At 62.6% G+C, this 24,684-nt stretch carries 20 protein-coding genes; 4 read left to right on the top strand and 16 right to left on the bottom strand.

Annotated features, from left to right (window positions below):
* The first annotated feature begins 109 nt into the window (after positions 1-109).
* Positions 110-1,171, top strand: coding sequence for a Cj0069 family protein (locus KBX07_RS02795; RefSeq protein ID WP_256022939.1), 1,062 nt, complete (start codon positions 110-112; stop codon positions 1,169-1,171).
* Between the two features lie 87 nt (positions 1,172-1,258).
* Here the strand turns inward: KBX07_RS02795 and KBX07_RS02790 are convergent, their stop codons facing one another.
* From KBX07_RS02790 to betT, 3 genes are read right to left on the bottom strand one after another with little or no spacing between them, the layout of a single operon-like run.
* Positions 1,259-2,824 carry a GMC family oxidoreductase gene (locus tag KBX07_RS02790; RefSeq protein ID WP_255998149.1) on the bottom strand — a complete coding sequence of 522 codons (1,566 nt, stop codon included), beginning with the start codon at positions 2,822-2,824 and terminating at the stop codon, positions 1,259-1,261.
* Positions 2,825-2,839: 15 nt separating this feature from the next.
* Positions 2,840-4,324, bottom strand: coding sequence for an aldehyde dehydrogenase family protein (locus tag KBX07_RS02785; protein WP_256022938.1), 1,485 nt, complete (start codon positions 4,322-4,324; stop codon positions 2,840-2,842).
* Between the two features lie 51 nt (positions 4,325-4,375).
* On the bottom strand, positions 4,376-6,592 hold the full coding sequence (betT, locus tag KBX07_RS02780) for a choline BCCT transporter BetT (protein WP_256022936.1): 2,217 nt from the start codon (positions 6,590-6,592) through the stop codon (positions 4,376-4,378).
* A gap of 245 nt (positions 6,593-6,837) precedes the next feature.
* On the opposite strand from betT, the gene KBX07_RS02775 reads away from it, so the two are divergent.
* A complete protein-coding gene (locus KBX07_RS02775; protein WP_256022935.1) occupies positions 6,838-8,061 on the top strand; it encodes a DUF4282 domain-containing protein in 1,224 nt (407 codons plus the stop codon).
* Between the two features lie 7 nt (positions 8,062-8,068).
* On the opposite strand, the gene KBX07_RS02770 is transcribed toward KBX07_RS02775, so the two are convergent.
* From KBX07_RS02770 to KBX07_RS02720, 11 genes are all read right to left on the bottom strand, one after another.
* Positions 8,069-8,464, bottom strand: a complete 396-nt coding sequence (locus KBX07_RS02770) for a DUF3151 domain-containing protein (RefSeq protein WP_005286270.1) — start codon at positions 8,462-8,464, stop codon at positions 8,069-8,071.
* Positions 8,465-8,468: 4 nt separating this feature from the next.
* A complete protein-coding gene (locus tag KBX07_RS02765) occupies positions 8,469-8,558 on the bottom strand; it encodes a hypothetical protein (protein WP_256018251.1) in 90 nt (29 codons plus the stop codon).
* Positions 8,559-8,611: 53 nt separating this feature from the next.
* Positions 8,612-8,986, bottom strand: coding sequence for a MauE/DoxX family redox-associated membrane protein (locus tag KBX07_RS02760; RefSeq protein WP_256022933.1), 375 nt, complete (start codon positions 8,984-8,986; stop codon positions 8,612-8,614).
* 10 nt (positions 8,987-8,996) lie between these two features.
* Positions 8,997-9,587: a nucleoside triphosphate pyrophosphatase gene (locus tag KBX07_RS02755; protein WP_256022932.1), complete on the bottom strand. Its 591-nt coding sequence runs from the start codon at positions 9,585-9,587 to the stop codon at positions 8,997-8,999.
* Positions 9,587-9,811, bottom strand: a complete 225-nt coding sequence (locus KBX07_RS02750; RefSeq protein WP_005286259.1) for an acyl-CoA carboxylase subunit epsilon — start codon at positions 9,809-9,811, stop codon at positions 9,587-9,589. The genes KBX07_RS02755 and KBX07_RS02750 overlap by 1 nt, the downstream gene beginning before the upstream one ends.
* 23 nt (positions 9,812-9,834) lie before the next feature.
* Positions 9,835-11,352: an acyl-CoA carboxylase subunit beta gene (locus tag KBX07_RS02745; RefSeq protein ID WP_005286256.1), complete on the bottom strand. Its 1,518-nt coding sequence runs from the start codon at positions 11,350-11,352 to the stop codon at positions 9,835-9,837.
* A gap of 83 nt (positions 11,353-11,435) precedes the next feature.
* Positions 11,436-12,152, bottom strand: coding sequence for a hypothetical protein (locus tag KBX07_RS02740; RefSeq protein WP_005286253.1), 717 nt, complete (start codon positions 12,150-12,152; stop codon positions 11,436-11,438).
* A 62-nt stretch (positions 12,153-12,214) separates the two neighbouring features.
* Entirely contained in the window at positions 12,215-12,763 is a 549-nt protein-coding gene (locus KBX07_RS02735; RefSeq protein ID WP_005286250.1) for an RNA polymerase sigma factor, read from the bottom strand.
* Between the two features lie 68 nt (positions 12,764-12,831).
* Positions 12,832-13,185 (bottom strand): hypothetical protein, encoded by a 354-nt coding sequence (locus KBX07_RS02730; RefSeq protein ID WP_005286248.1) that lies wholly within the window; start codon positions 13,183-13,185, stop codon positions 12,832-12,834.
* 4 nt (positions 13,186-13,189) lie between these two features.
* Positions 13,190-15,007 carry an Hsp70 family protein gene (locus KBX07_RS02725; protein ID WP_256022930.1) on the bottom strand — a complete coding sequence of 606 codons (1,818 nt, stop codon included), beginning with the start codon at positions 15,005-15,007 and terminating at the stop codon, positions 13,190-13,192.
* Positions 15,008-15,131: 124 nt separating this feature from the next.
* Complete coding sequence (locus KBX07_RS02720) at positions 15,132-16,634, bottom strand: hypothetical protein (RefSeq protein WP_256018263.1); 1,503 nt, start codon at positions 16,632-16,634, stop codon at positions 15,132-15,134.
* Positions 16,635-16,874: 240 nt separating this feature from the next.
* Between KBX07_RS02720 and KBX07_RS02715 the strand changes: the two genes are divergently transcribed.
* Positions 16,875-18,701, top strand: a complete 1,827-nt coding sequence (locus tag KBX07_RS02715) for a dynamin family protein (protein ID WP_256022928.1) — start codon at positions 16,875-16,877, stop codon at positions 18,699-18,701.
* Positions 18,702-18,704: 3 nt separating this feature from the next.
* The gene (locus KBX07_RS02710; RefSeq protein ID WP_005286235.1) at positions 18,705-20,192 is read left to right on the top strand and encodes a dynamin family protein; all 1,488 of its coding nucleotides are present in this window, start codon (positions 18,705-18,707) and stop codon (positions 20,190-20,192) included.
* A gap of 36 nt (positions 20,193-20,228) precedes the next feature.
* Here KBX07_RS02710 and KBX07_RS02705 read toward each other — a convergent pair whose 3' ends face one another.
* Together KBX07_RS02705 and KBX07_RS02700 are read right to left on the bottom strand one after the other, a co-directional pair.
* Entirely contained in the window at positions 20,229-21,179 is a 951-nt protein-coding gene (locus KBX07_RS02705; RefSeq protein WP_005286232.1) for a DUF3800 domain-containing protein, read from the bottom strand.
* Positions 21,180-21,631: 452 nt separating this feature from the next.
* A complete protein-coding gene (locus KBX07_RS02700; protein WP_005286230.1) occupies positions 21,632-24,511 on the bottom strand; it encodes an exonuclease domain-containing protein in 2,880 nt (959 codons plus the stop codon).
* Between the last annotated feature and the right edge of the window lie 173 nt (positions 24,512-24,684).

Raw genomic sequence — 24,684 nt, 5'->3', positions numbered from 1 at the left:
CGCCACTCGCCGAGCGACGACCTGAAAAAGGGCTTAATCTCAGGTGCGGATCACCCTTTACCTGGTGGAGGTCCGCAGACGTACAAGCACTGATCGAAAGGGAACTCACGTGCACAAGGCTATCGTCGTCTTCGAGGTTGAGGGCGGTTCTGACAAGTACTTCGACGGTCACCGTCGCGACACCATGCCGATTGTCAACTCCATCAAGGACAAGGGCTGGCACTCCGAGGTGGTCTTCTTCCGCCCCGAGTGGTCCGACGACATCTTCAACTACGTTTCCGAGAACTTCGACGGCTACATCTCCCGCGTCAACCCGGGCAACATCCCCGGCGGTGAGAAGGGTTACTTCGACCTGCTGACCCGCCTGTCCGAGGCTGGCCTGGTGGGCATGTCCACCCCGGCAGAGATGATCTCCTACGGCGCGAAGGACGCCCTGGTCAAGCTGAACAAGACCGACCTCGTCCCGGAAGACACCGCCGCTTACTACGACGTCGAGTCCTTCCACGAGACCTTCCCGACTTCCCTTTCCTACGGCGAGCGCGTGCTGAAGCAGAACCGCGGCTCCACCGGCTCCGGCATCTGGCGCGTCCGCCTCGCCGACGAGTCCCTGGCTGAATCTGTCGAGCCGGGCACCGCCCTGCCGCTGGACACCAAGCTCAAGTGCACCGAGGCTGTGGACAACCACACCGAGGAGCGCGAGCTGGGCGAGTTCATGGACTTCTGCGACCAGTACATCGTCGGCGACAACGGCATGCTCGTGGACATGCGCTTCATGCCGCGCATCACCGAGGGCGAAATCCGCATCCTCCTCGTCGGCCCGCACCCGGTCTTCGTCGTGCACAAGAAGCCGGCTGAGGGCGGCGACGCATTCTCCGCGACCCTGTTCTCCGGCGCGAAGTACACCTACCAGAAGCCGGAGGAGTGGCAGGAGCTCGTCGACATGTTCGCCGAGGCCCGCCCGGTCATCGCCGAGAACCTCGGCGGCGACAACATCCCGCTGATCTGGACCGCCGACTTCATGCTCGCCGACGATGACGAGACCGGTGAGGACACCTACGTCCTCGGCGAGATCAACTGCTCCTGCGTCGGCTTCACCTCCGAGCTGGACATGGGCATCCAGGAGATGGTCGCTGACGAGGCGATCAAGCGCATCGAGGAAAAGAACGCCTAAGCGCGTGCTTATCGACGTGAAAAGGTTCCCCGCCCTTCCAGGCAGGGAACCTTTTCGTTGCTGGGGCCGGTGTGACGGCCGGGAGGATTACTCGCCGGCGATCAGCTGGGCGGCGCGCTCACCGATGATGTAGCAGGTGATGTTCGGGTTGACTGCCACGATCTGCGGCATCACGGAGGCGTCGGCGACACGCAAGTTCTTTGTGCCCTTGACGCGCAGCTCTGGGTCGACCGGCGACATCGGGTCATCCGCAGAGCCCATACGTACTGTTCCCACCGGGTGGTAGACGGTGTTGTGGGTCTTGCGGATGTAGTCCGCGATCTCCTCGTCCGTCTGCGCCTCCGGGCCGGGGGACAGCTCGCGCTTTACAACGTCCTTCAGGGCCGGCTGCGCCGCGATCTTGCGGGCCAGCTTGATGCCCTCGACGGCGATGTGCATGTCGTAGCCCTCTTCATCCGTGAAGTAGCGCGGATCGACCTTCGGCTTGTCGCGGTAGTCGTTGGAGCGCAGCTTTACCGTGCCGCGGGAGCGGGCGTGGCAGACGTTCGGTGTCAGCGCGAACGCTTCGTCGGCCTGCGGGTAACCCTGGCGTGCGGTGTGCATGTCAAATGGGGTGCACCCGTAGTGCATCATCAGGTCCGGTAGGTCGGTGTCGCCCTCGATCTGGGTGAAGATGCCGATCTCCCACCACTGGGTCGAGTCGCGCACCATCGGCACGTTGGACTCGAACTGGATGACAGCTTCCGGGTGGTCCTGGAGGTTCTCGCCGACACCAGGGGCGTCGACAAGCACATCGATGCCGAACTCTTCCAAGTGCTCGCGCGGCCCGATGCCAGAGAGCATGAGCAACTGCGGGGTGTTGATCGCGCCGGCGCTGACGATGATCTCCTTGTTCGCGGTGATCGTGGTCTTGCGGTTGAACACGTCGGCAAGCAGTTCGACACCGGTGGCGGTGTTGTCGTCGCTGAAGAGGATGCGCGTGACCCAGGCGCGGGTGATGATGTCCAGGTTCTCCCGGTCCTCGTTCGGGTGCAGGTAGGAGACCGCAGAGGAGCCGCGGGTGTTGTCGGCGTGGGAGTTGATCTGGAAGAAGTTCGCGCCGTGGGTGACCGTCTCACCGGTGTTGAACGGCTTGCGCGGCAGCCCCGCCTCCTCGCAGGCATCGAGTACGGCAACCCCCACCGGGTCATTCTGCGGAACATCCATGAGCTGCACGGGGCCATCGTGGCCGTACTGCTCGCCGTCGCGGGAATTAGTCTCCATCTTCTTGATCAGCGGCGTGATGTTCTCCGGGGTCCAGCCGTTAGCGCCGAGCTTCTCCCAGATCTCCATGTCTTCAGCCGGCGGGTGGAACGCGATGCAGGAGTTGTGGGAGGAGCAGCCGCCCAACACCTTCGCGCGGGCGTGGCGCATAAAGGAATTGCCGTTCTCCTGCTCCTCAATCGGGTAGTCCCAGTCCAGGCCGGATTCGAGCAGCTCCGGCCAACGCTTCAGGCTGAGCACCTCGTCGTGCTCGCGGTCGTCGGGGCCGGCTTCGAGCAGTGCGACGGTGACATCCGGGTTCTCCGACAGACGGGAGGCGACAGCCGCTCCGGAGGAACCGCCGCCGATGACGATGTAGTCGTAGGATTCGCGTGCGTCAGACAGGTTCATAGGTGGGGTCTCCTTCTAGTTCTGCTTGTTGGGGAACCAGCCGGTCACAGCAGGTTCAGTGTTGTGATAGATGTGCTTTGCCTGCGTGTACTCCTCCAAGCCGGCGACACCGAGCTCGCGGCCGATGCCGGACATTTTGAATCCGCCCCACTCCGCCTGCGGGATGTAGGGGTGGTAGTCGTTGATCCAGATGGTGCCGTGCTGCAGGGCACGGGAAACGCGGTTGGCAATGCCCATGTCAGAGGTCCAGACTGCGCCGGCGAGACCGTAGTCGGTGTCGTTGGCAATCGCGACGGCCTCTTCTTCCGAGCTGAAGGTCTCTACGGTGATGACCGGGCCGAAGCCTTCCTCCTGCACGGCGGGGTTGTCGCTGGCGCACTGGTCCAGAACGGTGGGGGAGTAGAAGTAGCCGTTCTCGTGTTCTGGGCCGCCCCAGTCGCCGCCGCAGCGCAGCCGCGCACCGGCATCGATGCCGCGCTGAACATAGTCGGTGACCTTGTCGCGGTGCTCTTTGGAAATCAGCGGGCCGGTTTCAGCCTGCTCGTCGAAGGGGCCGCCCATGACGATGTCCTTCGCGCGCCCGACGAGGTCATCGACGAACTTTTCCGCGATGGACTCGTGGATCACGAGGCGCGTGCCCGCGGAGCACACCAGGCCGGAGTCCATGAATCCGGCGTTGAGCGCGTTATCCAACGCTGCGTCGTAGTCGGCGTCGGCGAAAATGACGTTGGGGTTCTTCCCGCCGAGCTCGAGAGCGACCTTCTTCACGCCCTCTGCGGCTGTCTTGGCGATGATCCGGCCCGTCTCCAGCCCGCCCGTGAAAGACACCAAGTTGATTTCTGGGTGGGAGGAGAGCACGGAACCAACGTTGGCGCCGTCACCGGTGACAACGTTGGCCACACCCTTCGGCAGGCCGAGGTCATCGAGCACCTCCGTGATGAGCAGCGTCGTGTGCGGGGTCAGTTCCGACGGTTTGATCACGAAGGAGTTACCGGTTGCCAGGGCCGGAGCGATCTTCCACGCAGCCTGCAACAGCGGGAAGTTCCACGGGGTGATCATTCCGCACACTCCGATGGGCTCGTACACGACGCGGTCGATCACGGAGTCGTCTCCGGCATCGACCAACCTGCCGGGGTTGGAGTCCGCGATCTTGCCGAAGTAACGGAAGCAGCCGGCAATGTCGTCCATGTCGCCCTCGGCCTCCACGAGGCGCTTGCCCGTGTCGAGAGCCTCCGCCTTGGCGAAGTCCGCTTTGCGTCGTTCAATTTCCTCGGCCACCCGAATCAGGAAATCACCGCGTTCCGAAGCGGGCGTGTTACGCCATTCACCCTTGTCGAAGGCTGCGCGGGCAGCCTCAACTGCACGGTTGGCGTCGTCCGAGGTGCCTTCCGACACGACACCGACCTCGGAACCGTCGGCGGGGCAGATGATTGTGCGCGTCGCCCCGTTAGAAGCGGCCACCCATTGTCCGTCAATGAACAAAGTTGCAGTTTCCGGCATATGCCGTGTCCTTTCGATCCTTAATTTCTAGAGGGCTGTCTCTTGCGCTCTCTACTGTGGATACGTTCCCGAGGGTACAGATCCTTGCGTGTCCGCCTCCGGGGCCGATGCTCCGGCATCCTCCCACGTGGTCGGTGCAGCGACGGTGGTATCAGCGATGACGGTTCCGAAGTCGTCTCCGGCCATGTCCATGTAGAGACGGTGTTGGTCGTAGTAATTCAAGACATCAGAAATCAGCTGGTCTGAGGTGTATCCCATGACATTGTGGCCGCGGGTGCCGCGGGCGTCGAAGACCTCTACGCGGTAGAAGAAGTCTTGGTCGTCTTCCGCGCCGACGGCATAACCCGGCATCTCGTAGGCAACGGGGCATAGCTGGTATTTGAAATCGTCCTGCTCATCGAATTTGACGTTCAAGTCGATGAACGGAAGCTGATTTTCCTCATCTACCCCCTCAATGAAGGTCGCATCCAGGCCCATGTTGCGCATCTCCAGATAGACCTCACGCAGCGCGGGCTGGGCGCTGGAGCCAATGAAGTCCCTGGCTTGATCGCTTGTTGGCCACGATATGTGGCGGGCGAGCCGCTTCTTCCAGTATTTCGAGTCTTCCCCGGTGCCGGCAGGTGCCGCGGCCCGCGATGCCAGTGCACGCTCCTGGGATTCCATCGCCCACTTCTCCGCGCGCAGCACCTTCATCACGGAAGCCATGAGTAGGTACATCACGACCGAAAAGGGCAGTCCGATAAGGACGGTGGCTGCTTGGAGGGTGTACACACCGTCGATAAGCAGCATCGCGAGAGTGAGCACACCGATGATGACAGCCCACACAATGCGCAGCCACGGAGCACCGTCAGAATCTCCTTTCGTCGCGTGCGAGGTCATGTTCGCCATCACCAACGAACCGGAGTCGGCCGACGTGATGTAGAACAGCAGCCCGACGATAACGGCGAGCCCGATGAGGAACGTGGCACCCGGGTATTGCTGCAGCAGGTTGTAGAAACCGGATTCTGGCACTTCCAGCGCCTCATTCAGGAAGTCGGTGTCGCCGTCACGGAAGAAACGCAGCGCGGAATTACCGAAGATAGAAATGACCAGCACAATGAACCCCGGCGGCACAAGCAGCACACCGAGAATGAACTCGCGTAGCGTGCGGCCGCGGGAGATGCGGGTGAGGAAGAGCCCGACAAACGGAGTCCAGGCGATCCACCAGGCCCAGAAGAACAGGGTCCAGTCCTGCAGCCACTGCCCGGCTGGGTATTCGCTCATGCCGGCGGTATAGCCGAAGGTTTCCAGCAGCATGCCGGGGAAGCGGGAGATCGAGTCGCCGACGTTTTGCACCAACTGCGTGAGCAATGTCGCCGTCTGCCCGGTGATGAGGATCCACGCCAGCATGCCCAGCGCTAAGTAGACGTTGAGTTCCGAGAGGAACCGGATGCCTTTGTCGACGCCAGACACCGAGGAGACGATGGAGATCGCCACAGAGACGACAATCAGTGCCGTCCACACAGTGATGTTGTTCGGAATGCCGAATAGCGACGACAAACCGTAGTTGAGGAAGACCACACCAATACCGAGAGAAGTCGCGATACCGAAGATCGTGCCGATCGTGGCGGTGACATCCACCGCGTCACCGGCAGCGCCCTTGACGCGCTTGCCGAACAGCGGCGCAATAGCCGAGCGCAGCGACAACGGCAGGTGGTAGCGGTAGGCTGCCAAACCCAACGCCACGCCCATGAGCGCGTACATTGACCACCCCGGCACGCCGTAGTGGAAGATCGTCCAGATCGGGGCCATGCGGGCGGCCTCGTCCGACATCGGGGCGACATCTGGGGGAGTGGCGAAGTTCGTCGCTGGGCCCGCGATGGCGAAGAACATCAAGTCCACGCCAATCCCGGCTGCGAAGAGCATCGAGGCCCACGTGAACAGGCTGTACTGCGGCCGTGAATGGTCAGGGCCCATGCGGATATCACCGAATCTGCTCAGTGCGACAACGAGCACGAACAGCACGATGAGACCGGCGGTGAGCACGTAGTACCACCCCAAGTTCGCTCCGATCCAGTCCATTGACCCGAAGATCACTTTTTCTGCCTGGCCCGGGAAGAACGCCGACCAGAGAACAAAACCGACAATGAGCACACCCGAGGTGATGAATACGGGCTTGTTCACCCGGGCAAAACCTTTTTCGTTCAATGCATCGTCGGTTTGCGATTCACCGGAAGAACCGGGATGCGAACCGCCGACACCATCTGAGAAAGAAGCGGTGGTGGTCACCGTGACTCCTTGAGAAAGTAGATCAAAATTTGCAAGAACCAGCTCCCTGTGACCGGGGGCCAGCTTTACTACACAGTAGTGACAGTCACCACACAGGGTCATGTGTTGCATCTTTTCCAGTGGCGCGGTGCACTCCACTCACCCCACTCCGGGCACCGTCACCCCCGCAGCGACCCGTGGAAATTTTGCAGAAGATAGTTAAACTACAGACGTTCAAGTAGCCACGAACCGAGAAGGACCTAGCAATGTCTACACCGAATAAGCCGAACTCAAACGAGCCCATCAACCCCAACGCCAACGAGTACGGATCATCCGGCTTCGACACCACCAAACCCGGTTCCCGCTCTGACAACACCGGCTCTGATTCGGCGCCTGGCTCTACGCCGTACTCCGGCTACGTCGAATCCTCCGTCCCGTCTTCGCGCAGGAAGCCTGGTGCCGCTGCCGGCACGTCCGATAGTTCCCACCCGGACACTACGGTGATCTCCACGAACCGCGAAGGTGCCGCCGGTTCTGCTTCGACAGGGGGTTACTCGTCGTCCCAGGGCTCTACGGCCTACAGCACTGGTTCCGCGGGCGCAGGCAACACCAGCGGCACCACTGGTTCCGCGGGTGCTGCTGGCACCACCGGCTCCGCAGGTTCTGCAGGCGCCACCGGTTCGGCTGGCTCCATGGGTTCTGGCGTGCACGTCGGCACCTACCAGTACGGCCAGTCTGCTGAGCCCGCAGGCAATTGGGCCGGTACGAGCGCTTCTTCCAGCGCTCCGCAGTCCTACGGTAACCAGTACCCGTCGTCGTACGGCACGCCGGCAGGCCAGCCTGGGCAGCCGGGTCAACCGGCACAGTCGACGCAGACGAACCAGCCGGGCAACCAGTTCGGGCAGCAGCCGAGCAACTTCGGCCAGCCCCAGCAGGGCCAGCAGGCACAGTCCCAGGCGCAGTTCGGTGGCCAGTTCCTCAGCTCCGAGCAGGCCTACGAGATCCGCAGCTCCAACCAGGCCTACGGCGCTGACCAACCGTACGGTGCTAACCAGCCGTACGGCCAGCAGCAGCAGTTTGAACAGCAGCAGTTCGACCAAATGCAGCAGTTCGACAAGGTCCCGCAGGAGAAGGGCAAGGGCTTCTTCAGCTCGTTGTTCGACTTCAGCTTCCGCGAGTTCATCACGATCGACTTCGTGAAGATCATCTACATCGTGCTGTTGGCAGCCTCTGTCGTCGGCTGGGTTGTGGGCCTGATCGCGTCCTTCTCGGGCTTCCAGGCGGGCGCAGGCACCGGCATCATGTTCCTGTTCGGCTGGCTGATCTTCGGCACGCTGGCGACGCTGCTGCAGATCATCCTCATTCGCGTCGGCCTGGAGGCTCTCGTGTCGGTGGTCCGCATCGCTCAGAACACGACTGATCTGGTGGATGAGGAAAAGGGCGCCGAGGACGCTGTGAGCGTCGACAGCGCTGAAGACACCACCAAGTAAAAGCGGCTTACAGCAGCTTTTCGGCGGCCGCCGGATCCGCATCCGACAGCATCTGGCGGCACCGGTCGTACTCCGCGTTGTCACCGATGGCCTGAGAGGTCAAGGCCAGCATTGCGATCGATTCGAGAACGCCGCGGTTGGGTTCGTGGGAGTAGGGCACCGGGCCCCAACCCTTCCACCCGTTGGCGCGCAGACGGTCCAGCGAACGGTGGTAGCCGGTGCGCGCGTAGGCATACGCCACGAGCACGTCACCGCCATCTAGTTCGCGGCGGGCGCGGGCGGCCCACACACTGGGGGAGTCGGGGTGGGTAAGGGCGGTGTCGTCGTTGAGCAAGTCTTTGCCTGCAGCGGGGTCGTCCGGTAGCTGCACGGGCGGCGGGGCCATCATGTCCTTGAATTCCATGGGGTCAATCCTGCCACTTCGGGCCGCGGCGGATGCGGATCGGGCCTTTCGCCGCGGCCATGTCGACTTCGCGGTCGCCCTGGGTGATGATCACCGTTCCGGTTTGCGCTCCGCCAGCTTAGCGACGATCTCTTCCCCCAACCCCACCTAACGCCCCCGGGCAATGTCGAGCGCGCCGCTGATCATCGGCACCTGGAGCGGCAACCGTGCCAGGGCGACGGCCTGCATGGGCAGGGGCTTCTTCCGCCACAGGTAGGCCATGTAGAGGTTGGCGGGGAACACACCGGCCAGCAGCAGCGCAGAGGCGTACCCGCCGAGGGCGCGCGTGCGGGGGAGCGCGACCAACGCGGCGCAGGCGAGCTCGGCCAGCCCGGACGCCAATGTGTAGGTGCGCCGTTCGCCGGGCAGCTGCGGCGGCACAATCTCGTCGAAGACCTGGGGTGCCACGAAGTGCAGCGTGCCGCTGGCGGCGAACATGGACGCCATTTGCTTCCGGAAAAAGTCAGTGAGGTTCAGGGCCATGCCCGCGAGTCTAGCCCCACAACTCGGAGGCGTTGACCCCGAACGAGTAGAGCGCCTTGCGCAGCAGCGGCAGCGACAGGCCGATGACGCTGGTCTGGTCACCCTGAATCGAGTCGATGAACCAACCGCCCAGGGCTTCCAGGGTGAACGCACCGGCGCACTCGAGCGGTTCACCGGAGCGAGCGTAGGCCTTGATGTCGGCATCGGAAACATCGCCGAAGCGGATCTTCGTGGACACCGCATCGGTGATCCACGTGCCGTTGTAACCGATGGCGTGGCCGGTGATCAGCTCGGCGGTCTGGCCGCGCTGGGCCTGCCAGCGGCGGATCGTCTCCTCGACGGTGTGCGGCTTGCCCTGCAGCTGGCCGCCCAGAAAGAGCATGGAATCGCAGCCGACCACGATGTCGTCCGGGTAGGCCGGTGCGACGGCCTCGGCTTTAGCGTGGGCGAGGGCGCACACGGAGTCGGCGGGGGAGGCGTCGATAAGCGAGGCGAGCAGGACATCTTCGTCGATGTGCGCAGGCTTGACCACGGGCTCAACGCCGGCGTTGCGCAAGATCATCAGCCGCGACGGCGACTGGGACGCTAAGACAAGACGCACTAGAACAGCGCGGTCGAGTTGAACGCCGACGGGTTGAACACCACCGGCCCGTGCACGCGGTTGGAGGGACGGCCCCACAGGTTGCGGTGGCCGCCGGCGGTGCGGGACTTCGCCTCCTGCTGCAGGTCGCTCAAGACCTGGGTCAAAGCGGCGAGTTCGGCCTCAGTCGGGTTGCCCTTGACCACGGTGAACTGTGGCTGCGATGAGGACTGTGACTGTGTCATGGTTAGCTTCCTTCCAGATCTCGCTACAGCGGAATGTTGCCGTGCTTCTTCGGGATGGCGTAGACCACCTTGCGCTCCAGCAGACGCAGAGCTTCGGTGACCTGGGTGCGGGTGTGGGAGGGTTCGATGACAGCGTCGACAAGCCCGCGCTCGGTGGCCACGTAGGGGGTGAGGTGGGCTGCGGCGTACTCGTCGGCGTCGACGCCGAGGTGCTCGGCGGCGGTTGTGGCGTCCGCAAGCGCGATCTGCGCGGTGGGCCACGCGAAGACCATGTCGGCGCCCAAGTCCTTCGAGCCCATGACCACGTACGACGGGCCGATAGCGCGGCGGGTGATCACGGTGATCTTGCCCACCTGGGCCTCCGCGTAGGCGAAGGCAAGCGCCGCACCGTACTTGGCGGAACCAAGGTGCTCTTCCTCCTCGGAGGGGAAGAAGCCAGGGGAGTCAACGAACTCGACGATGGGCAGGTTGAAGGAGTCGCAGACGCGGATGAACGCGGCCGCCTTCTTCGCGGCGGCGTGATCGAGGCAGCCGGCCAGCACGCTCGGCTGGTTGGCCACAATGCCCACGGCGCGGCCGGAGATGTGCGCGAAACCGACGACAACGTTGTCGGCGTAACCGCGGCCCAGCTCGACCAGGCCCTTGTCGGTGACGCGGGTGATGATCTCGCGGACGTCGTACGCCGCGGAATCATTGTCCGGGATGTAGGTGTCCAGGGAGCTGGTGTCCGGCTCGGCGGAGTTGTCGTTGATCGGGGAGGCGGCGCGGTTGTTCTCCGGCAGGAACGCGGCCAGCTCGCGCACGGTCTGGATGGCCTCCAAGTCGGATCCGGCGGTCAGGTGCGCCACGCCGGTGACCGTCTGGTGAATGTCGGCACCGCCGAGGGACTTCGCGGTGGCCACGCGGCGGGTCACCTTGGTCACTGCCGAAACGGAAGTCAGGTGCATCGTGGCGGACTCGACCATGACCACCAGGTCGCTCAGCGGCACGAGCAGCGCCGCCAGGGAAGCGACTTCGCCCGCCACTACAGAGATCTGCGGCACGACACCGGAGGCTTCTGTCGCCTTGCGCAGGATCCGCGCCGACATTGCGGCGGTGACCACGCCTTCCTGCAAGCGTGCGCCGGTGGAGTCATGAATCGCGATGACGGGCACACCAGTCTTGATGGCCAAGTCGTAGACCTTCAGGATCTTCTCGGCGTAGACCTCGCCGAGCTGCCCGTCGAAAATCGAGGCGTCGTGGGCGTAGACGGCGACGCGTCGGCCGTCGATAAGCCCATAGCCCGTGACCACACCGTCAGTGACGGGCTTGGTGCGGTCCATGCCGTGCTCCTCGACGCGGTGGCGCGCCAAGGCGTCCGTCTCCACAAACGTGTCGGGGTCAACCAGCGCTTCCACGCGCTGGCGGGCCGTGGAAATACCGGCTTCACCTGCGGTGCGCGCGGCTTCGCTGCCCATCGGCTCGCGAGCCTCCGCCAAACGGTTGCGCAGGTCCGCGATTTTGCCGGCGGTGGTGGTCATGTCGGGCTTCTTGTCGGTCATAACGCCTCATCCTACGGGGTCGGGTGCATCCATTCGCTTATCGACGCAACCTCCCCCACCGTTAACCACCCTTGTCCTGGGCCCTACTCGCCGTAGTGGCCGAGCATGTACTGGCTGCCGTTCCAGTACTGATTGAACGCCTCGACATCGCCACTGATCGGTGCAATGCGTCCGTTGTCGAATCCGAGCGTGACGTGGTTCTGCAGCTTCACGCTTCCAGTGAGGTCCTGCTGGCGCTCGCTCCAGGAAAAGTCGATGGTGTCGCCGTTGAGGGTCACGTTGGTGATCCCGCGGAAGGTACGCATGTCTCCATCGGGCTTACCGTCGATGTAGAACGCGATGCCATCCGACACAGCGGCGCCGGTGCCAGCGGGCCCGTCGACGCTGCCGCGGCCACCGTGGAAGATGATCCAGCTCACCGGCGCGCACGGGTCGTAGTGGTTATCGATGTCCTCGATCCAGTAGTTAAAGTCCGATCCGTCCGTCGAGGGCATGCGACCCGGAGCTGAGCGCGACGGGTACTGCTCGCGCGGGTCCTTCGGCAGCTGCGTGCACTTCTCGTTTTGTTTTTGCTTCTCCTTGGGCTTTTCGGTGACTGTCTCGATGACGGTGGCCGGGCCCTCGGCGTCACTATCGTCCTGCGCGTCAGGGGCGGCTGCTGTCGTCAGGGCGGGCTCCTCCGAATCGGGGAGCGTGGACTGCGAGCAGCCTGCAAGCGCGAAAGCGCAGGCGAACGCTGTCGTTGTAGCGGCAAGCATTGTGGTGAAGCGGGTGCGAAGAATAAGCGGCGAGGAAGACATGTCAGCAGATTACACCGCAGCGGCCCCGTGGACCTGCGGTTGAGGGTGACAGTCCACACTCGCTAAGCGTTGGCGGCGAGTAGCTCGCGCAGGCTCTTCCGTGCCCGGTGCACCCGCACCTTTGTTGCAGAGAGGGAGGAGTCTTGGTGCTCAGCGATCTCCGCGAGCGTGAATCCGGCGACCTCGGCGAGCACGAGCGCTTCGCGGGACTGGTCGGGGATGGCGGCCAGGGCCTTGGTCAACGAGTCATTGTCGGCGATGGATTCCTCGAACTCTGCGGCGACGTCTTCGATCTCTAACGGGCCTGCATCATCGTTGTCGCCGAGCGGGGAATCGATGGAGACTTCTGGGCGCCGCTTCCGAACTATCTCCAGCGACGCATTCGAGGCGATGCGGTACATCCACGTGCCAAAGCCCGACTTGCCCCGGAACTTCTCCAGGTTCTTCCATCCGAGGTACATCGCCGCCGCGAAGGCATCCTCGGCATCGTGGTGGTTCGCCGTGATGCGCAGGCACACGTTGAACAGCTTCACTTCATGCTGTTTCACCAGCTCAGCGAAGGCCGATTGGTCGCCGGCCTTGGCGTTAGCGATGAGCTGGGATTCGTGCATAACGGACAGGCTACTTTAGGGCAGCCCGGACTGTCCGCATAACCCTTGCAGATATGCCGGCGCGGGGGTTAGAAGTCCGGATCGACGTCGAGATCCTCGTAGTCGTCGAGGGACATGTCGTCCGTGTCGTCGGTGTCCGCTGCGCCATCGAAGCTCTCCGTTGGGTCGGCAGAGTCCGGCATCTCGGGGTCGGTTTCTGGCGCAGGGTCAGTGTCTGGCTCGGTGGTAGCTGGGGCGGTCTCGGCGTCGGCCGGGGCGTCGAGCGCGAGGTCATCGTCTTCGATGGTGTCGATCGCGTCGTCCTCGGCGGCGACATCGGGAACGAGGTCAGCCTCGTCCCACTCCGGCCACTCTTCGGTGGTGAACGCGGTGTTCAGGGAGCATTCGGTCAAGCCTTCTGGGATCGGTTCTGGTGTGATCATGGCGTTAGAGAAGGTCGTAGGTTTTGAACCAGTCAACGGCATCCTGGGGCGAAGCGAAGTCGAACGAGCTCATGACTACGCCGGTCTCAGTATCGGCATAGGTGACTGAAGCATCGTAGAGATTGTCAGAGTCGACTCCCACGGCGGCGGAACCGTCGGAGCTTTCCTCCATGATCCCCTCATCGGACTTGGAGTAGCGGCCCTGTTTGATCAAGGCGCGTTCGCGCTTCGCGGCCTCCTGGCTCACGGCGAGGTTCACGTAGGCGGAGGCGTAGCGGCCTACCTCACGGAAGTGCTCGACCCCCTCGCTATTCACGTTGATCTTGCACTGGATGCTCGACGCGGCGAGGATACCGGAACTGTTCATTGAGCAGTTCTGGACGGCGCCCTGGAGCTTCTCCGGTAGTGCTGCATAGATCTCTTCGCCGGTCTTCGGCTCTGCGGACTCAGTTTGGGTTGGTGCCGTGGATTCGCCGGCGGATTCAGCCGCGGTGCCTCCATCCTGCGCCTGGTTCTCAGCGGGGTCGTTACCACCGCGGGTCAGGGCGAAGGCACCGATGCCGCCGATGAGGAGAACCGAACCCAAGACTGCGCCGACAGCCAGGGCGGTGCGGTTCTTCTTGCGGGGCTCGGCCTGGCTAGGCTGGCCGGTCTGGCTCGGCTGGCCCGGCCGACTTGCAGGACCGGGCTGGCCGGCGTACGTCGGTGTGGTGGGCGCAGTCGAGGTATGCAGACCGGTGACAATCGGCGCGACGGCAGACAGCGCACCCTGGGCGACCACCATCTTCGGGTCGTCGAGGTTGGCCACCGGGCCGAGGCTCTTGATCTCCTCCTGAACCATCGGGACGCGGGATGACCCGCCGGTCATGTAGAGGGCTTTCAGGTCGCCGGGGGAGGTGACGCCAGCGTCGATAAGCGTCTGGCGCGTCAGGTCAGTCGCACGCTGGACGGGCTGGCGGATGATGTCCTCGAACTCGTTGCGGGTCAGCGTCAACCGGACAGATTCGGACTCGCCGGGGACGGTGATCGTCGCGGTGGGGGATTCGGAGAGGACCTCCTTCGCGCGGCGGATGCTGTCTTCGACGGCGTGGCGGTCGGACAGGGGCGCACGGCGGCGGAGGTATTCGATCTGGTCCGGGTGGTCGTCCTCGAGCTGCCGGTCGACCCAACGGCGAATCAGAGCATCGAAGCTCTTGCCGCCCAGAGAGTTGTCGCCGCGGGCGGCAACGATGTGGAAGGACCCGTCGTTTTGCGCCTCCAGCACAGCCACGTCGAGGGTGCCGCCGCCGAAGTCGAAGACGGCGATCTTGTCGCCCGGTTCCAACGGCTGGTTCGCCGAGTAGTACTGGGCGGCTGCCTTTGGCTCAGAAACCGTGCGGATGTTGGTGGCGTTGAGGCCGAGCTGCGTTGCAGCGTCGAGAAGCACCTTGATCTCCGCGTCCGTCCACGCCTCCGGGTGGGTGAGCACGAGCTCAGCCGGGCGGTGGTCATTGTGCTCGCGGGACGCCCGGCGCACCACCGACTCCAACACGGCAGCAACCGGGGTGGAGGCAGGAATGTCGTAGCCGTTGATCTGGAAGATCTGCTGCGGGATGACGCGCTTCGGCGCGGCGAGGAAGCCGTCCGGGTTGCCCTCCGCCTTGTTCAGGGCCACGTCGCCAGTCTCGACGTGTTCGGGGGTCTCAATGTACACCGACGACGGCATGGTCATCCTGTCGTGGGACAGGCTGACGGCTTCCACACCACCGCGGGTCGGGTTCGTGTGCGCCGCCGCGGTGTTGGATGTGCCGAAGTCAATGGACAGAGTCCAGTCCTTGGACATGGGGGTCCTCCCTAGCAGTAGGTGGTCTTCATGGCTAACAGTAGTTAGATGCCGGGGCGGGGCGGGAGGTTACACCCCGCCCCGGAAAAACCGGAGGGTATCCGGCCTTTCCAAGGAAGGGGTTCTAAGACTCCGCTGCTGGGGTTTCAGCAGTCGTTTCAGAGAGGGTTTTCGCGGCGCTATCCGCATTGTTTTCGGCCGTGTTCTCTGCAGTGTTTTCTGCGGTGTCCTCCGCCGAGCTCTCTGCAGCGCCGTCCGCGTTGCCCTCTGCCTCAGCTACCGCAGCGCGCAGCATCAGGTACTGGGCGGCAACCATCTGGGACAGCTGGGTCTTCGGGTCGACCTTGTTTGCTTCTTCTTCCGGGTCGTTGCCAATGGTCGCTTCGGAGTTCGCCGAAGTGTTTTCGAACTTGGAGATGTGGGCGTAGTAGTTCTCATACTTCAGGTAGCAGTAGTGGAGCTTTCCGCTGCCCTCGTAGGTGGAGTAGCACTCGGTGCCGGGCACGCCCTGCGGCTCGTCGAACTTCTCCGGTTCGTCTTCGGAGTCCAGGGCACGGAAGGACGCCAGCATCATTTCCGCGTTCTGCGGGTTGGCCAGACGGAAGAGAGTGGATTCACCGATCGCCATGGCCTCGATGTCGGCTTGGTCCAGCAGGCGGGAGACCTCACCGGTGGCCTTGAACATGCCGTTCATCGCGCGCTTGTTCATGTGGGCGGGGACAGGGCCGTTCATCTCCACGCCCTCTGGGGACATCACGACGTACTTCAGGATGTTGTCCGGGTCCATCGGCTGCAGTTTGTCGTGTTTGCCGAAGCCTTCTTCGGTCTTGTGGGTTTCAATGTCATCCATCATCGGAAGCTGCATGGTGAGGAACTTCGACATGTAGTCCACCGCCCACGTCAGGTCTTGGTTCTTTTCCTCTTCGGCCATATCCAGGTCCCGGTTGTCCATGGCGTTGGCGAAGATGACGAACTCGTTGTACGTGGTCACCATGTGGACTTGGTCGCCTTCTTCATCCTTCATGCCGGCGGCGCCGGGGTGGCCTGGAATGTCGATGTACTCCAACGGGTAGGTCGTGTCGTCTTCCCAGTTGATGCCGCCCTCTGCCAGGTAAGTGTCGCGAATTGCGTTGGCGAACCCTTCGGCAGAGGTCGGGTCGGTGAAGCGCCAGATGTAGTTTTCGGCGATCTGGTTGCCGTCCTCGTCGCTGGCGGGGTGAATGTAGCCGGAGATGTAGTTCTTCTCAAACGGCTTGGTCGCTTCGTTCACTGCGTCGGGGAAGACCAGGCTGATCCGGCCGAACGTGTTGTAGCGCACTGGCATGCGGCCTTGGGTGAACCGTTCTGGGTCGACCTCGTAGGGCAGCAGGGTTTGGTAGCCGATCTGGTTGCCCTCTGAGTAGGAAGTCATGTCAACCGGGGTTTCGGGCCATCCCGGGTGAGGTTCCTTGCGGTACTGGCCGGTGTCGTATTTCTCTTCTTCGGGGACCTCGGAGGTGGCCTGCTCTTCGGAGGCTTGCTGCTCTTCTGGCTGCTGGAACTGCTCCAGCACGGAGCAGCCGGTCAGCGCGCCGGCAGCGGCAACGGTGGTGAGGATCGCGGCGACGCGGGTGCTGATACGGGACACGGGGGAGGGACCTTTCTTCATGAAGGTGCGATGCGGTCACAGTTTGGATGCGGGGAAAGCCTGCGAAGGTTACACCTTAGAGGGCGGTTTCGTTCTGAATTTTGCATAAGAGTCTGGCATATCTTTCCTCCGCGCGCGTGGAAAGGGGCTGTCCCTGCCCCGCCCGGCGATATCTCCGCCACAATGGGGGACGCATATACTTCCCTCTAGCTAACCCCCACACGTGAGAAAGCTTAAGAAGTGACCCAGCCGGATCAATCCACCGCAGCGCCTGCAGCCCAGCAGGAGGGCGTGCACGCCAAGGCCAAGGGCTACATTGACCGTGTCTGCGAGGGGATCTTGGACAAGCGCGGACGGGCGAAGGTGTCGGTGCGGGTCAAACAAGCGGCGTCGGCGGAGCTGCAAACGAATACGGTGATTCTCGCCGGCGAGGTCAACCGCGGCAAGAGTTCGTTGGCGAACGCGCTTGTGGGGTGGCAGCGAGTCTCACCGTCGAGCACGGACTTTACGACGGTCATTCCCATCGCCATCGGACCTGAAACCGAGGAAATCCCAGCCGGTAGTGCGGCCTTGATCTCGGCCGAAGGAACGGAGATTCATCCGCTGACCGAATTGCCCAGCCGCGTGGATCGCGCGTTGCAGTCCTTTGACGGATTCGTGCCCACCCGTGCGCACATTGCTGTCGACGGTTCCAAGATGGGCGACACCATCGTCATTGACACTCCCGGCATCGGCGGCATCGGCTCTGCGGACTCAGCTGTGCAGGCGGACACGGAGAACTTCGCCAGTGTGGTCGTTGTGGTGGCAGATGCTTCTAGCCCGTTGACCAAGCCGGAGATGGACTTTCTCAAGCACGCCCACGAGGTCTCCGCGTCCGTGGTCGTGGCGGTGACCAAGACGGATAAGAACATGACGCGGTGGCGCGATATCGTCGCCGAGGACGAGAAGCTCATTGCCGCCCACGTGGGCGAAAACATTCCCGTCATCGGTGTGTCCTCGCTACTGCCGTTCGCAGAACTGGGCACTGACGACGACAATGTCGATGCCTTCGCCGGCTTGGCACGGCTGCGTAAAGAGATCGCGGATCGCTTCGCCAGCGCGGAGTCGCTACCGGTGGCCAACGCGCTGCGGATCATGAACCGTGCGCTGGAAGACATCGAAGCGGAAATGGAGACGGAGCAGCGCGATCTCGAGCAGGCCGAGGATGTTCTGCCTGAACTGGAGGAGCAGAAGGCCAGCTTCGAAGAGCTGCGCCAGCAGGCCAAAGTGTGGGAACGCCACTTGAACCGCGACCTCCAGCTCATGCGCCAGTCTGCCGCGGACAAGTTGGATGAGGATCTCATGGAGATCCGCACGAAGTGGACGGATTTCATCGACAAGCACGGCATCCAGGTCCTGCGCAAGGATCCGCAGCACTTCACCCGTTTGATGGAAGAGGATTTCCAGCGTGCGGTGGTGGTGTCGGTCAGCCAGTTCGGTAATGATGTGGAGGCCTATCTGCACAAGATCTTCGGCAACTCCACCGTCCCAGACGAGATCATCGCGGAGATCCGCGAGCAGCTGCACATCGGGGAAATCCGTACGGCTGAAGTGAACCGCAACATGCGCGACACGTTCGACCCGATGATGCTCATGATGGGTTTCTCCGGCGGTTCCACCATTGGTGGTCTGCTCGGTGCGGCCCTGGTGCCCGGCGTGGGCATCATTGCGGGTGCCGCGTGGTTCGGCGTGACCTTCGGGTTCCGTGCCATCAAGTCGGGTAAATCCCAGCTGAAGAGTTGGCTCAATGAGTCCCGCAATTCGGCGGTGAAGCACACCAACAACATCTTGACGCAGTTCACACTGGTGGCTCAACCGCTGATCTCCGCCCGTTACACAGCCCAGTTGGAAGCGCAACTGGGTGACTTGAAGCAGCGCATCGCGCGTGCTCAAAAGACCATTAATCAGCGGCAGGAGACACGGAATCGGCGCCTGGAAGTGATCAAGAAGAACCGGTCGCGCGTGCGCAAGGCTCACGGTGATGCAGAGACCATGATCGATCAGCTCACGGCACGGAAAGCGGGGTAGTACATGTCCATTCTCGAATTGATTGCGAATGAGCTGCACCGCTTGGCGTCGCTGTCGCCGGAGATGGCCCACGCCTGCGGCCCGCTCATCGCGCGCGTGCAGACGCCGCCGCGCATCGTCATTGTCGGCCGCATCAAGGCCGGCAAGTCGACGCTGCTCAACGCGCTCGTCGGCGCGCCTGTCGCGGAGACCCGCGCGCTGGAGGCCACCAACGTGGTCACCGTGTTCCAAAACGGCATGCCGGATCGCGCCGTGGCCTACCTGCGCAGCGGCGAGCAGGTCCCCATCCCGATCCAGCGTGGGCGCGTGTCCCAGTTGCCGGTGCCGGCGGCGGAGATCGCGTTCATCGACCGCTGGTTGCCGTCGCAAGCGGTGAGCAGGTACACGCTCATCGATACCCCGGGTACAGCAACGCTGACAGCGGAAAATGAAGCCACAACGCGCGCCGCGCTTATCGACGGCTACGAGCAAACCCGTTCCGCCTCCGTCGACGCCGATGCTGCCGTGTTCCTGTTTGACTCTGCACCCCGCCGCGACGAGGTCGAGTTCATCCAGCAGCTCGGTTTCACACCCTTGAACACGCTGGGCGTGCTGTCGCGCGCGGACTCCTTCGGTGAGGGGGCCTTGGGCGACGAAGACCCGATCATGAAAGCCCACGAGCACGCTGCGCGCCTGTCCCAGCAGCTGGGCGGTTTCGTATCCCGGGTCATGCCGGTTTCCGCCCTGTTGGCGCAAACAGTGGCGACGGGCGTGGTCAGTGAGTCCTTGACCCGTGAGATCGCCGCGGTGACATCGCAGTCGCGTTTGGAGCTTGTCTCCGCCCTCTACTCGAAAGGCAATAAGGGTTCCGGTGGACCCCGCAACATCGATGCCAGCTTCTCCGCCCACTCCCTTCAAGCGGCCCCGGACCCGAACCGGCACGCAGCGCACCGCATCGAGAACGTCGTCGACCTGATTGGTGAGTACGGCCTGTTCCGCGGCCACGAGGAAGCCGTCAAGGGCGGCGCGGCGTTCAATGACTGGCTGATCCGCGCCTCTGGCATCGGTGCGATCCGCGAGGCGCTGGAGCGCGACCTGTCCTGGTACGCCTACCTGCACCGCGCTGGTGAGATCCTCACTGACCTTGAGGGGCTGGTCTACCGCCACCCGGCCTTCACCGAGCCGATCCGACACACGCTGCACACCCTGCGCAACCACCCCGTTGCCATCCCGGCGAAGTTGTTGATCACGCTGAAGTCGCTGCTGGCAGCGCATGCTTCCGAGGAGTTCATCCACGAAGCCGCGCGGCTCGCCCATGCTGGTCCGCCGCCGACGCGCTTGGACCTGCCGCCGAACGCGAACCCGTGGACGGTTCTGGACCGCATCCGCGAGCGTCGTTCCCAAATGCAGATGCTCTCCTTCGGGCTGCTCGACCCTTCGGAGGAAGAAGCGATGGTCGTGTTTAACCAGGCCTACGACCAGATGGAGCGCGACACCCAGGCGCTGACCTAAGCGGAGCCTAGCGCTGCTTTTGTTGCATCGAAGCACTTAGCAAGGTTCGCCGCTACGGATTTTGTAGAGTTTCTCCTGAAGGTCTGGTGAACCCGCATCGATCAAGCGTTGGAACATTCCATCATTTCGTAAGCGCTTCCTTTCCTGCTCCGCTTCACGTCGCTGCTCTACCTCCCAGAACCTAGTAGCCTTGGTGAGCTGATTTGGAAAACAAGTAGAATCCTTCGTCGGAGAATTGGACCATACAACAGAATTATCGGTCGGATGCGAGAGCTTAAAAATCTCTCGTCCTAGATCTACTGACCAAGCGAACTGGGACTCCTCCGCGAAGTGGTAGTCCGTCAACCTCCCCAAAAGAGCGCAAGTCCAGTCAGCTAGCTGAACGGTGTTGTAAAGATGGCTCTCGGTCTGTAATGGAGTTTCGACGATGCTGCGATTCGACTTGTTACTGCGCGAGTAAATCGTGGCGCTCAGAGTGGCCACTGCGCGTTCACGGTTGTCAGTTTCCGTAGCATCCATAACTACGAGTATTAGCTCTTCCTCGTCTGAGGCAAGGGATCCGAGCCTGTTGATGGCTTGAATAAGACAATGGTTCTCCCTGTCCTGGGATTCCTCTCTTGTTTTACTCACTGGACCAACGGGTTTCTGCTGTCCGTAGAAGAAGAGATGTCCGCCCAACTTTCCCAGCTTCCGGTAGATACGGGAGAGCGCCGGGGCTAGTTCGTCCCCGTAGCGCTTAATGTTTCGCGTCGTGAGTAATGCAGAACCTTTCTTTTCCCACTGGTCTGACGGCACTCCGGATAGTTCGATCTCCACAGCGAGTAGCTGCTCTTTAACGTACTTGAAATAGCCACTCATCTCGCGAACGTTCTCAGCAGGCAAGATGTAACCTGCGTAACCGAAACACGGATGCGTGTTGTATTTCGCGTGGTCGTGAGAGATGTACGGACCTTGGTGTCCAAACTCGTCAATATAAGCGATAAGCATTCGTGAAGCCCCCAGCAGATAGCTCAGTGGCCGAGTCGCTCAAAGCGACCCGGCCACCGGAAATAGCGCGGTACGTGTGTTTCAACGCCGCCACTGTGGTCCCAACTTTAGATGGTGCTTTGCGCGATCGCAAGCGGGATAAGACGATGCTTCACATTTCAAACCTTGTTCTCAAGTCCAGCTGACACACCAAAACCCAGGAAAGCAAGGTCCATGTGGTGCGTCACTCTGTGCTAGTCGTTTCTGGCAGCGCATGCTTCCGAGGAGTTCATCCACGAAGCGGCACGGCTCGCCCATGCTGGGTTACCGCCGAACGCGAATCCCTGGCCGGTTCTGGACCGTATTCGCGAGCGCCGGTCCCTGATGCAGATGCTCTCCTTCGGCTTGCTCGAGCCGTTAAGTGATCACATGGTTCACCGATTGATAAATTGATAAAACCGGAGCGCTGAGCCTCACAGCCCTTGGATCAGGTCGCCGTATTCGTCCTGGCCGCGGTGACGGAACACGGCGACGGTGCGGCGACGCGGGGTAGTTGGTTCAAGGTGAAGAGCTTCATTGATGGCGGCAAGCGCTGATTCAGAGTTGCCGGCGAGAGCCGGATCGAGGCCCATCGAGTCCAGTAGGTGAGCCAGGTCTACCACTGCGTCATCTGCGGGAAATGCACGAGCGGGAGCGGGGAAAACCGCGAATTCCTCCGGAGCGAAGCGGAGCCACACCCGGTCGCCCACGGATACCTCGGCCTCGAGAAGGAAGCGGCGGATCGTGGATGTGTCGGACTGCTCCGCTGCGTTCACGCCCACGAACTGGTCACCCAGGCGGCTCGGCACAGCGACTTCACCGCCCGCCGGTACACCGTAGATACTGGCCACACCGAGCGGCAGGCTGAAGCCGGATCCTCCCAAGTGATCGTGGTTGACAGTGAGCAGCATGCACCACGCATCGTCGCGCCAGTAGAGGTCCGGGTCATCCTGCGGGTCAACCTCGGTCGTCTCACCCCGGCTGGTATCAGAATCGCCGGTGGCATCGGAGTGGTCGTGGAGCACGGAATCCGCCCCACCGGCATAGGCCTCCAGACCCCACTCGCGTAGCCCGTAGAGGTCAGATGCCACACGAATAATGCGCTCATCGACGTTCACGGCGTTGGTGATAAAGCGCTCATTGATGTCCATCGGCGTTGCCTGGGCGATCTCCGCGGTGCTCATCGGCTCTCCATTGAGCGACAGCACGCCCGCGGCGAAGTCTTGGTGGCTGGACGCGATGAGGACGTGCGCGTCGTCGGAAAGCACGACCAGCCCGTTGCGCTGCGACATCCATTCCGCGAGAAGATCGCGGTCGGTCCCTAAAGACTCGGCGGCTGCGCTGATAAGCGCCGCGTTATGCTCGTCGACAAGCTCTGCCAGCGCCGCGTCGACAGCGTTTGCGAAACCCGGCGCGGCGATCCACGTTTCGTCGGTGTCCCACAAGCCCCACATGCGGAAGTAGTGCTCGTACGTGCCAGTGAACGGCTCTGCATCCATTGCCAGAGCTGGAAGCTGCGCGTTCACCGAGGCGGTTGCTGACAGCGGCAGGAACCTCGCCGCGAGATGGTGTGCAACGTCAGTTGATAGGGCGGTGGTCCCCACGACGTCGTGTCTGATCTCCGCGTCGAGCTGCTGGATGCGCTTTTGCGAGATGTTGTAGAGTTCGCCCAGCTCTTCCAGTGTCGTGTCACCCATGTAGTGCATGGATATCATGGTCATCTTCATCGGATCGTCCGCGCACGCTGCGGCTAGTTCTTCGACGCACCGCGCGAACAGTCCCGCAATCGCGTCTCCCGCCATGCGCTTTTCGACGCCCGGTGCCAACCCCCTTACCCCACGCGGCAACTCCGTCCCCGTCAGCGTGAGCCAGCCAGCGAGAATATCCAGTTCCTTTCCGATTTCAGCCTCCGTCTCCGACTCTGTGGCGTCATCGGGGCCGGGGTCGGCGGACGCCAGCGGCTCGTCGGGTGCGTCTGCGGGTGATGCCGGCTGATCCTGCGGTTGTTCTGTCTCCATGCTGGCCAGCAACCGGGAAAAGTGCAGCTCGCTGACAATCGGGATGTTTAGTTCGCGGGCACGGCGGGCCTTGCGGCTCATGGTGTCCGGGTTCGCAGCAACGAGGAGCGCAGTATTCTGTCCTACCCCGCCGACCGTTAGGCCGTGGCTGAGTGCCCGGGTTCTCCACTCTTCGCGCGACACGTCCATGGAACCGGTGAATGCGATGCGGTCGTGTGGGATCAGCTCGACCCATTCCTCATCGTGATCGTTGTCCATCTGAGGCGTGGCGATGAGCTCATGGACCAAGGCCGGGTCAACGGCGAGTTGTTCGGCCAGCGTGCACAGTTCGGTTTTCTCGCGTTCGGTGATGACACCGTCGACCCAGGCTTTGCTGGCGATCTGGCGGATGAACTCCTCGTGGATCTTCGCGACATCCTCCTCGGTGAGTCCTGTGTCGTGGGCGAAACGGGCCAGGCCGTAGAACTCCGCCGGGGTGAGGTGCCGGTCGCCGAGGCAGACCCGCAACAGCTCGCTGTACTGGTCCGTGTCCGTGTCGCCGCCTGCGGGAAGCGATTGGATGAGACGCGCGAGCCAGTTCTCCTCATCGCCTAGCTCATTGGATTCGGCCGTCTCGGTGTGCTCGGTGTGCTCGGTGTGCTCGGCCGTTTCATCGGGCTTGGCGGTCCCGTTGAGCCCGTTGAGCTTGGTGGTTTCAGCGGTCTCCACAGGGGGCGTCGCAGTGAGATCTTTCCGGGTCACCAGAGCGGCGTTGGTGGGGGTCATGGCACCGGTGAAAAGCAGGGGAACGCCAATGAGTGTGCCGGAGAGCGTGCGCAAGAGTTCCGCTGTCGCTGCCGCGTTAGGTAGTGCGGCGTGTGGCTCGCTATTGGTCAGACCTGCTGCCTCGAGTGCGTCGGCGAGGCTACCGCAGCCCAGCTGCGCCGTGGCCAAGTCCTTCGTATCTACCCAGTGGGCCTCACCGACGTTCGTGGCAATGCCCACGCGACAAAACTCCTTCGAAAGGAACCGCTTCTCAAACGACGCGTTGTGCGCCACCCCGATCCTTCCCCTGATCACTTGAGCAAGTTCGGGCGCGACTTCTTCCCACGTCGGCGCGTTCTTCAAATGCGTTGCGGTGAGCTTGTGCACGTGGCAGGTGGCAATGTCCCGGTTCGGCTGCACCAATGTCTCCCACGTTCCCTGCTCCCGCAGCTGCTGGTCCAGCAGCACGACACCGACTTCGACGATGCGATCAGAACCACCAAAACCGGTTGTCACAACGTCGATGACAGCGAAGCCGGGGTGCGGGCTCATGGCAGAAAATTCTCCAGCAGGAAGGGGCTAGGACTCCCCCACGGTAGTTCACCCTCCAGTGGGGCGCACGGCGAAAGATCGGGCTGGAAGGGCTACTGCGGATATTCAACGGTGGTGTTCAGGAAGTACCCCTCAACTTCACCGGCGGCGTCCAGTGCCAGGTCCGTTTTACG

Origin of the sequence: Corynebacterium sp. CCUG 70398 (assembly GCF_024454055.1) — a bacterium.
Taxonomy (GTDB): Bacteria; Actinomycetota; Actinomycetes; order Mycobacteriales; family Mycobacteriaceae; genus Corynebacterium; species Corynebacterium genitalium.
The sequence above is the reverse complement of the archived record's forward strand: the minus strand, read 5'-3'. Positions and strand labels throughout refer to the sequence as shown.

What these genes read in the sequence shown, in the direction of transcription:
- KBX07_RS02775 (WP_256022935.1), top strand. Translation starts at nt 6,838, where the DNA reads ATGTCTACACCGAATAAGCCGAACTCAAACGAGCCCATCAACCCCAAC.
- KBX07_RS02710 (WP_005286235.1), top strand. Translation starts at nt 18,705, where the DNA reads ATGTCCATTCTCGAATTGATTGCGAATGAGCTGCACCGCTTGGCGTCG.
- KBX07_RS02745 (WP_005286256.1), bottom strand. Translation starts at nt 11,352, where the DNA reads ATGACCGACAAGAAGCCCGACATGACCACCACCGCCGGCAAAATCGCG.
- KBX07_RS02790 (WP_255998149.1), bottom strand. Translation starts at nt 2,824, where the DNA reads ATGAACCTGTCTGACGCACGCGAATCCTACGACTACATCGTCATCGGC.
- KBX07_RS02770 (WP_005286270.1), bottom strand. Translation starts at nt 8,464, where the DNA reads ATGGAATTCAAGGACATGATGGCCCCGCCGCCCGTGCAGCTACCGGAC.
- KBX07_RS02700 (WP_005286230.1), bottom strand. Translation starts at nt 24,511, where the DNA reads ATGAGCCCGCACCCCGGCTTCGCTGTCATCGACGTTGTGACAACCGGT.
- KBX07_RS02760 (WP_256022933.1), bottom strand. Translation starts at nt 8,986, where the DNA reads ATGGCCCTGAACCTCACTGACTTTTTCCGGAAGCAAATGGCGTCCATG.
- KBX07_RS02725 (WP_256022930.1), bottom strand. Translation starts at nt 15,007, where the DNA reads ATGTCCAAGGACTGGACTCTGTCCATTGACTTCGGCACATCCAACACC.
- KBX07_RS02735 (WP_005286250.1), bottom strand. Translation starts at nt 12,763, where the DNA reads ATGCACGAATCCCAGCTCATCGCTAACGCCAAGGCCGGCGACCAATCG.
- KBX07_RS02705 (WP_005286232.1), bottom strand. Translation starts at nt 21,179, where the DNA reads ATGCTTATCGCTTATATTGACGAGTTTGGACACCAAGGTCCGTACATC.
- KBX07_RS02750 (WP_005286259.1), bottom strand. Translation starts at nt 9,811, where the DNA reads ATGACACAGTCACAGTCCTCATCGCAGCCACAGTTCACCGTGGTCAAG.
- KBX07_RS02740 (WP_005286253.1), bottom strand. Translation starts at nt 12,152, where the DNA reads ATGTCTTCCTCGCCGCTTATTCTTCGCACCCGCTTCACCACAATGCTT.
- KBX07_RS02785 (WP_256022938.1), bottom strand. Translation starts at nt 4,324, where the DNA reads ATGCCGGAAACTGCAACTTTGTTCATTGACGGACAATGGGTGGCCGCT.
- KBX07_RS02730 (WP_005286248.1), bottom strand. Translation starts at nt 13,185, where the DNA reads ATGATCACACCAGAACCGATCCCAGAAGGCTTGACCGAATGCTCCCTG.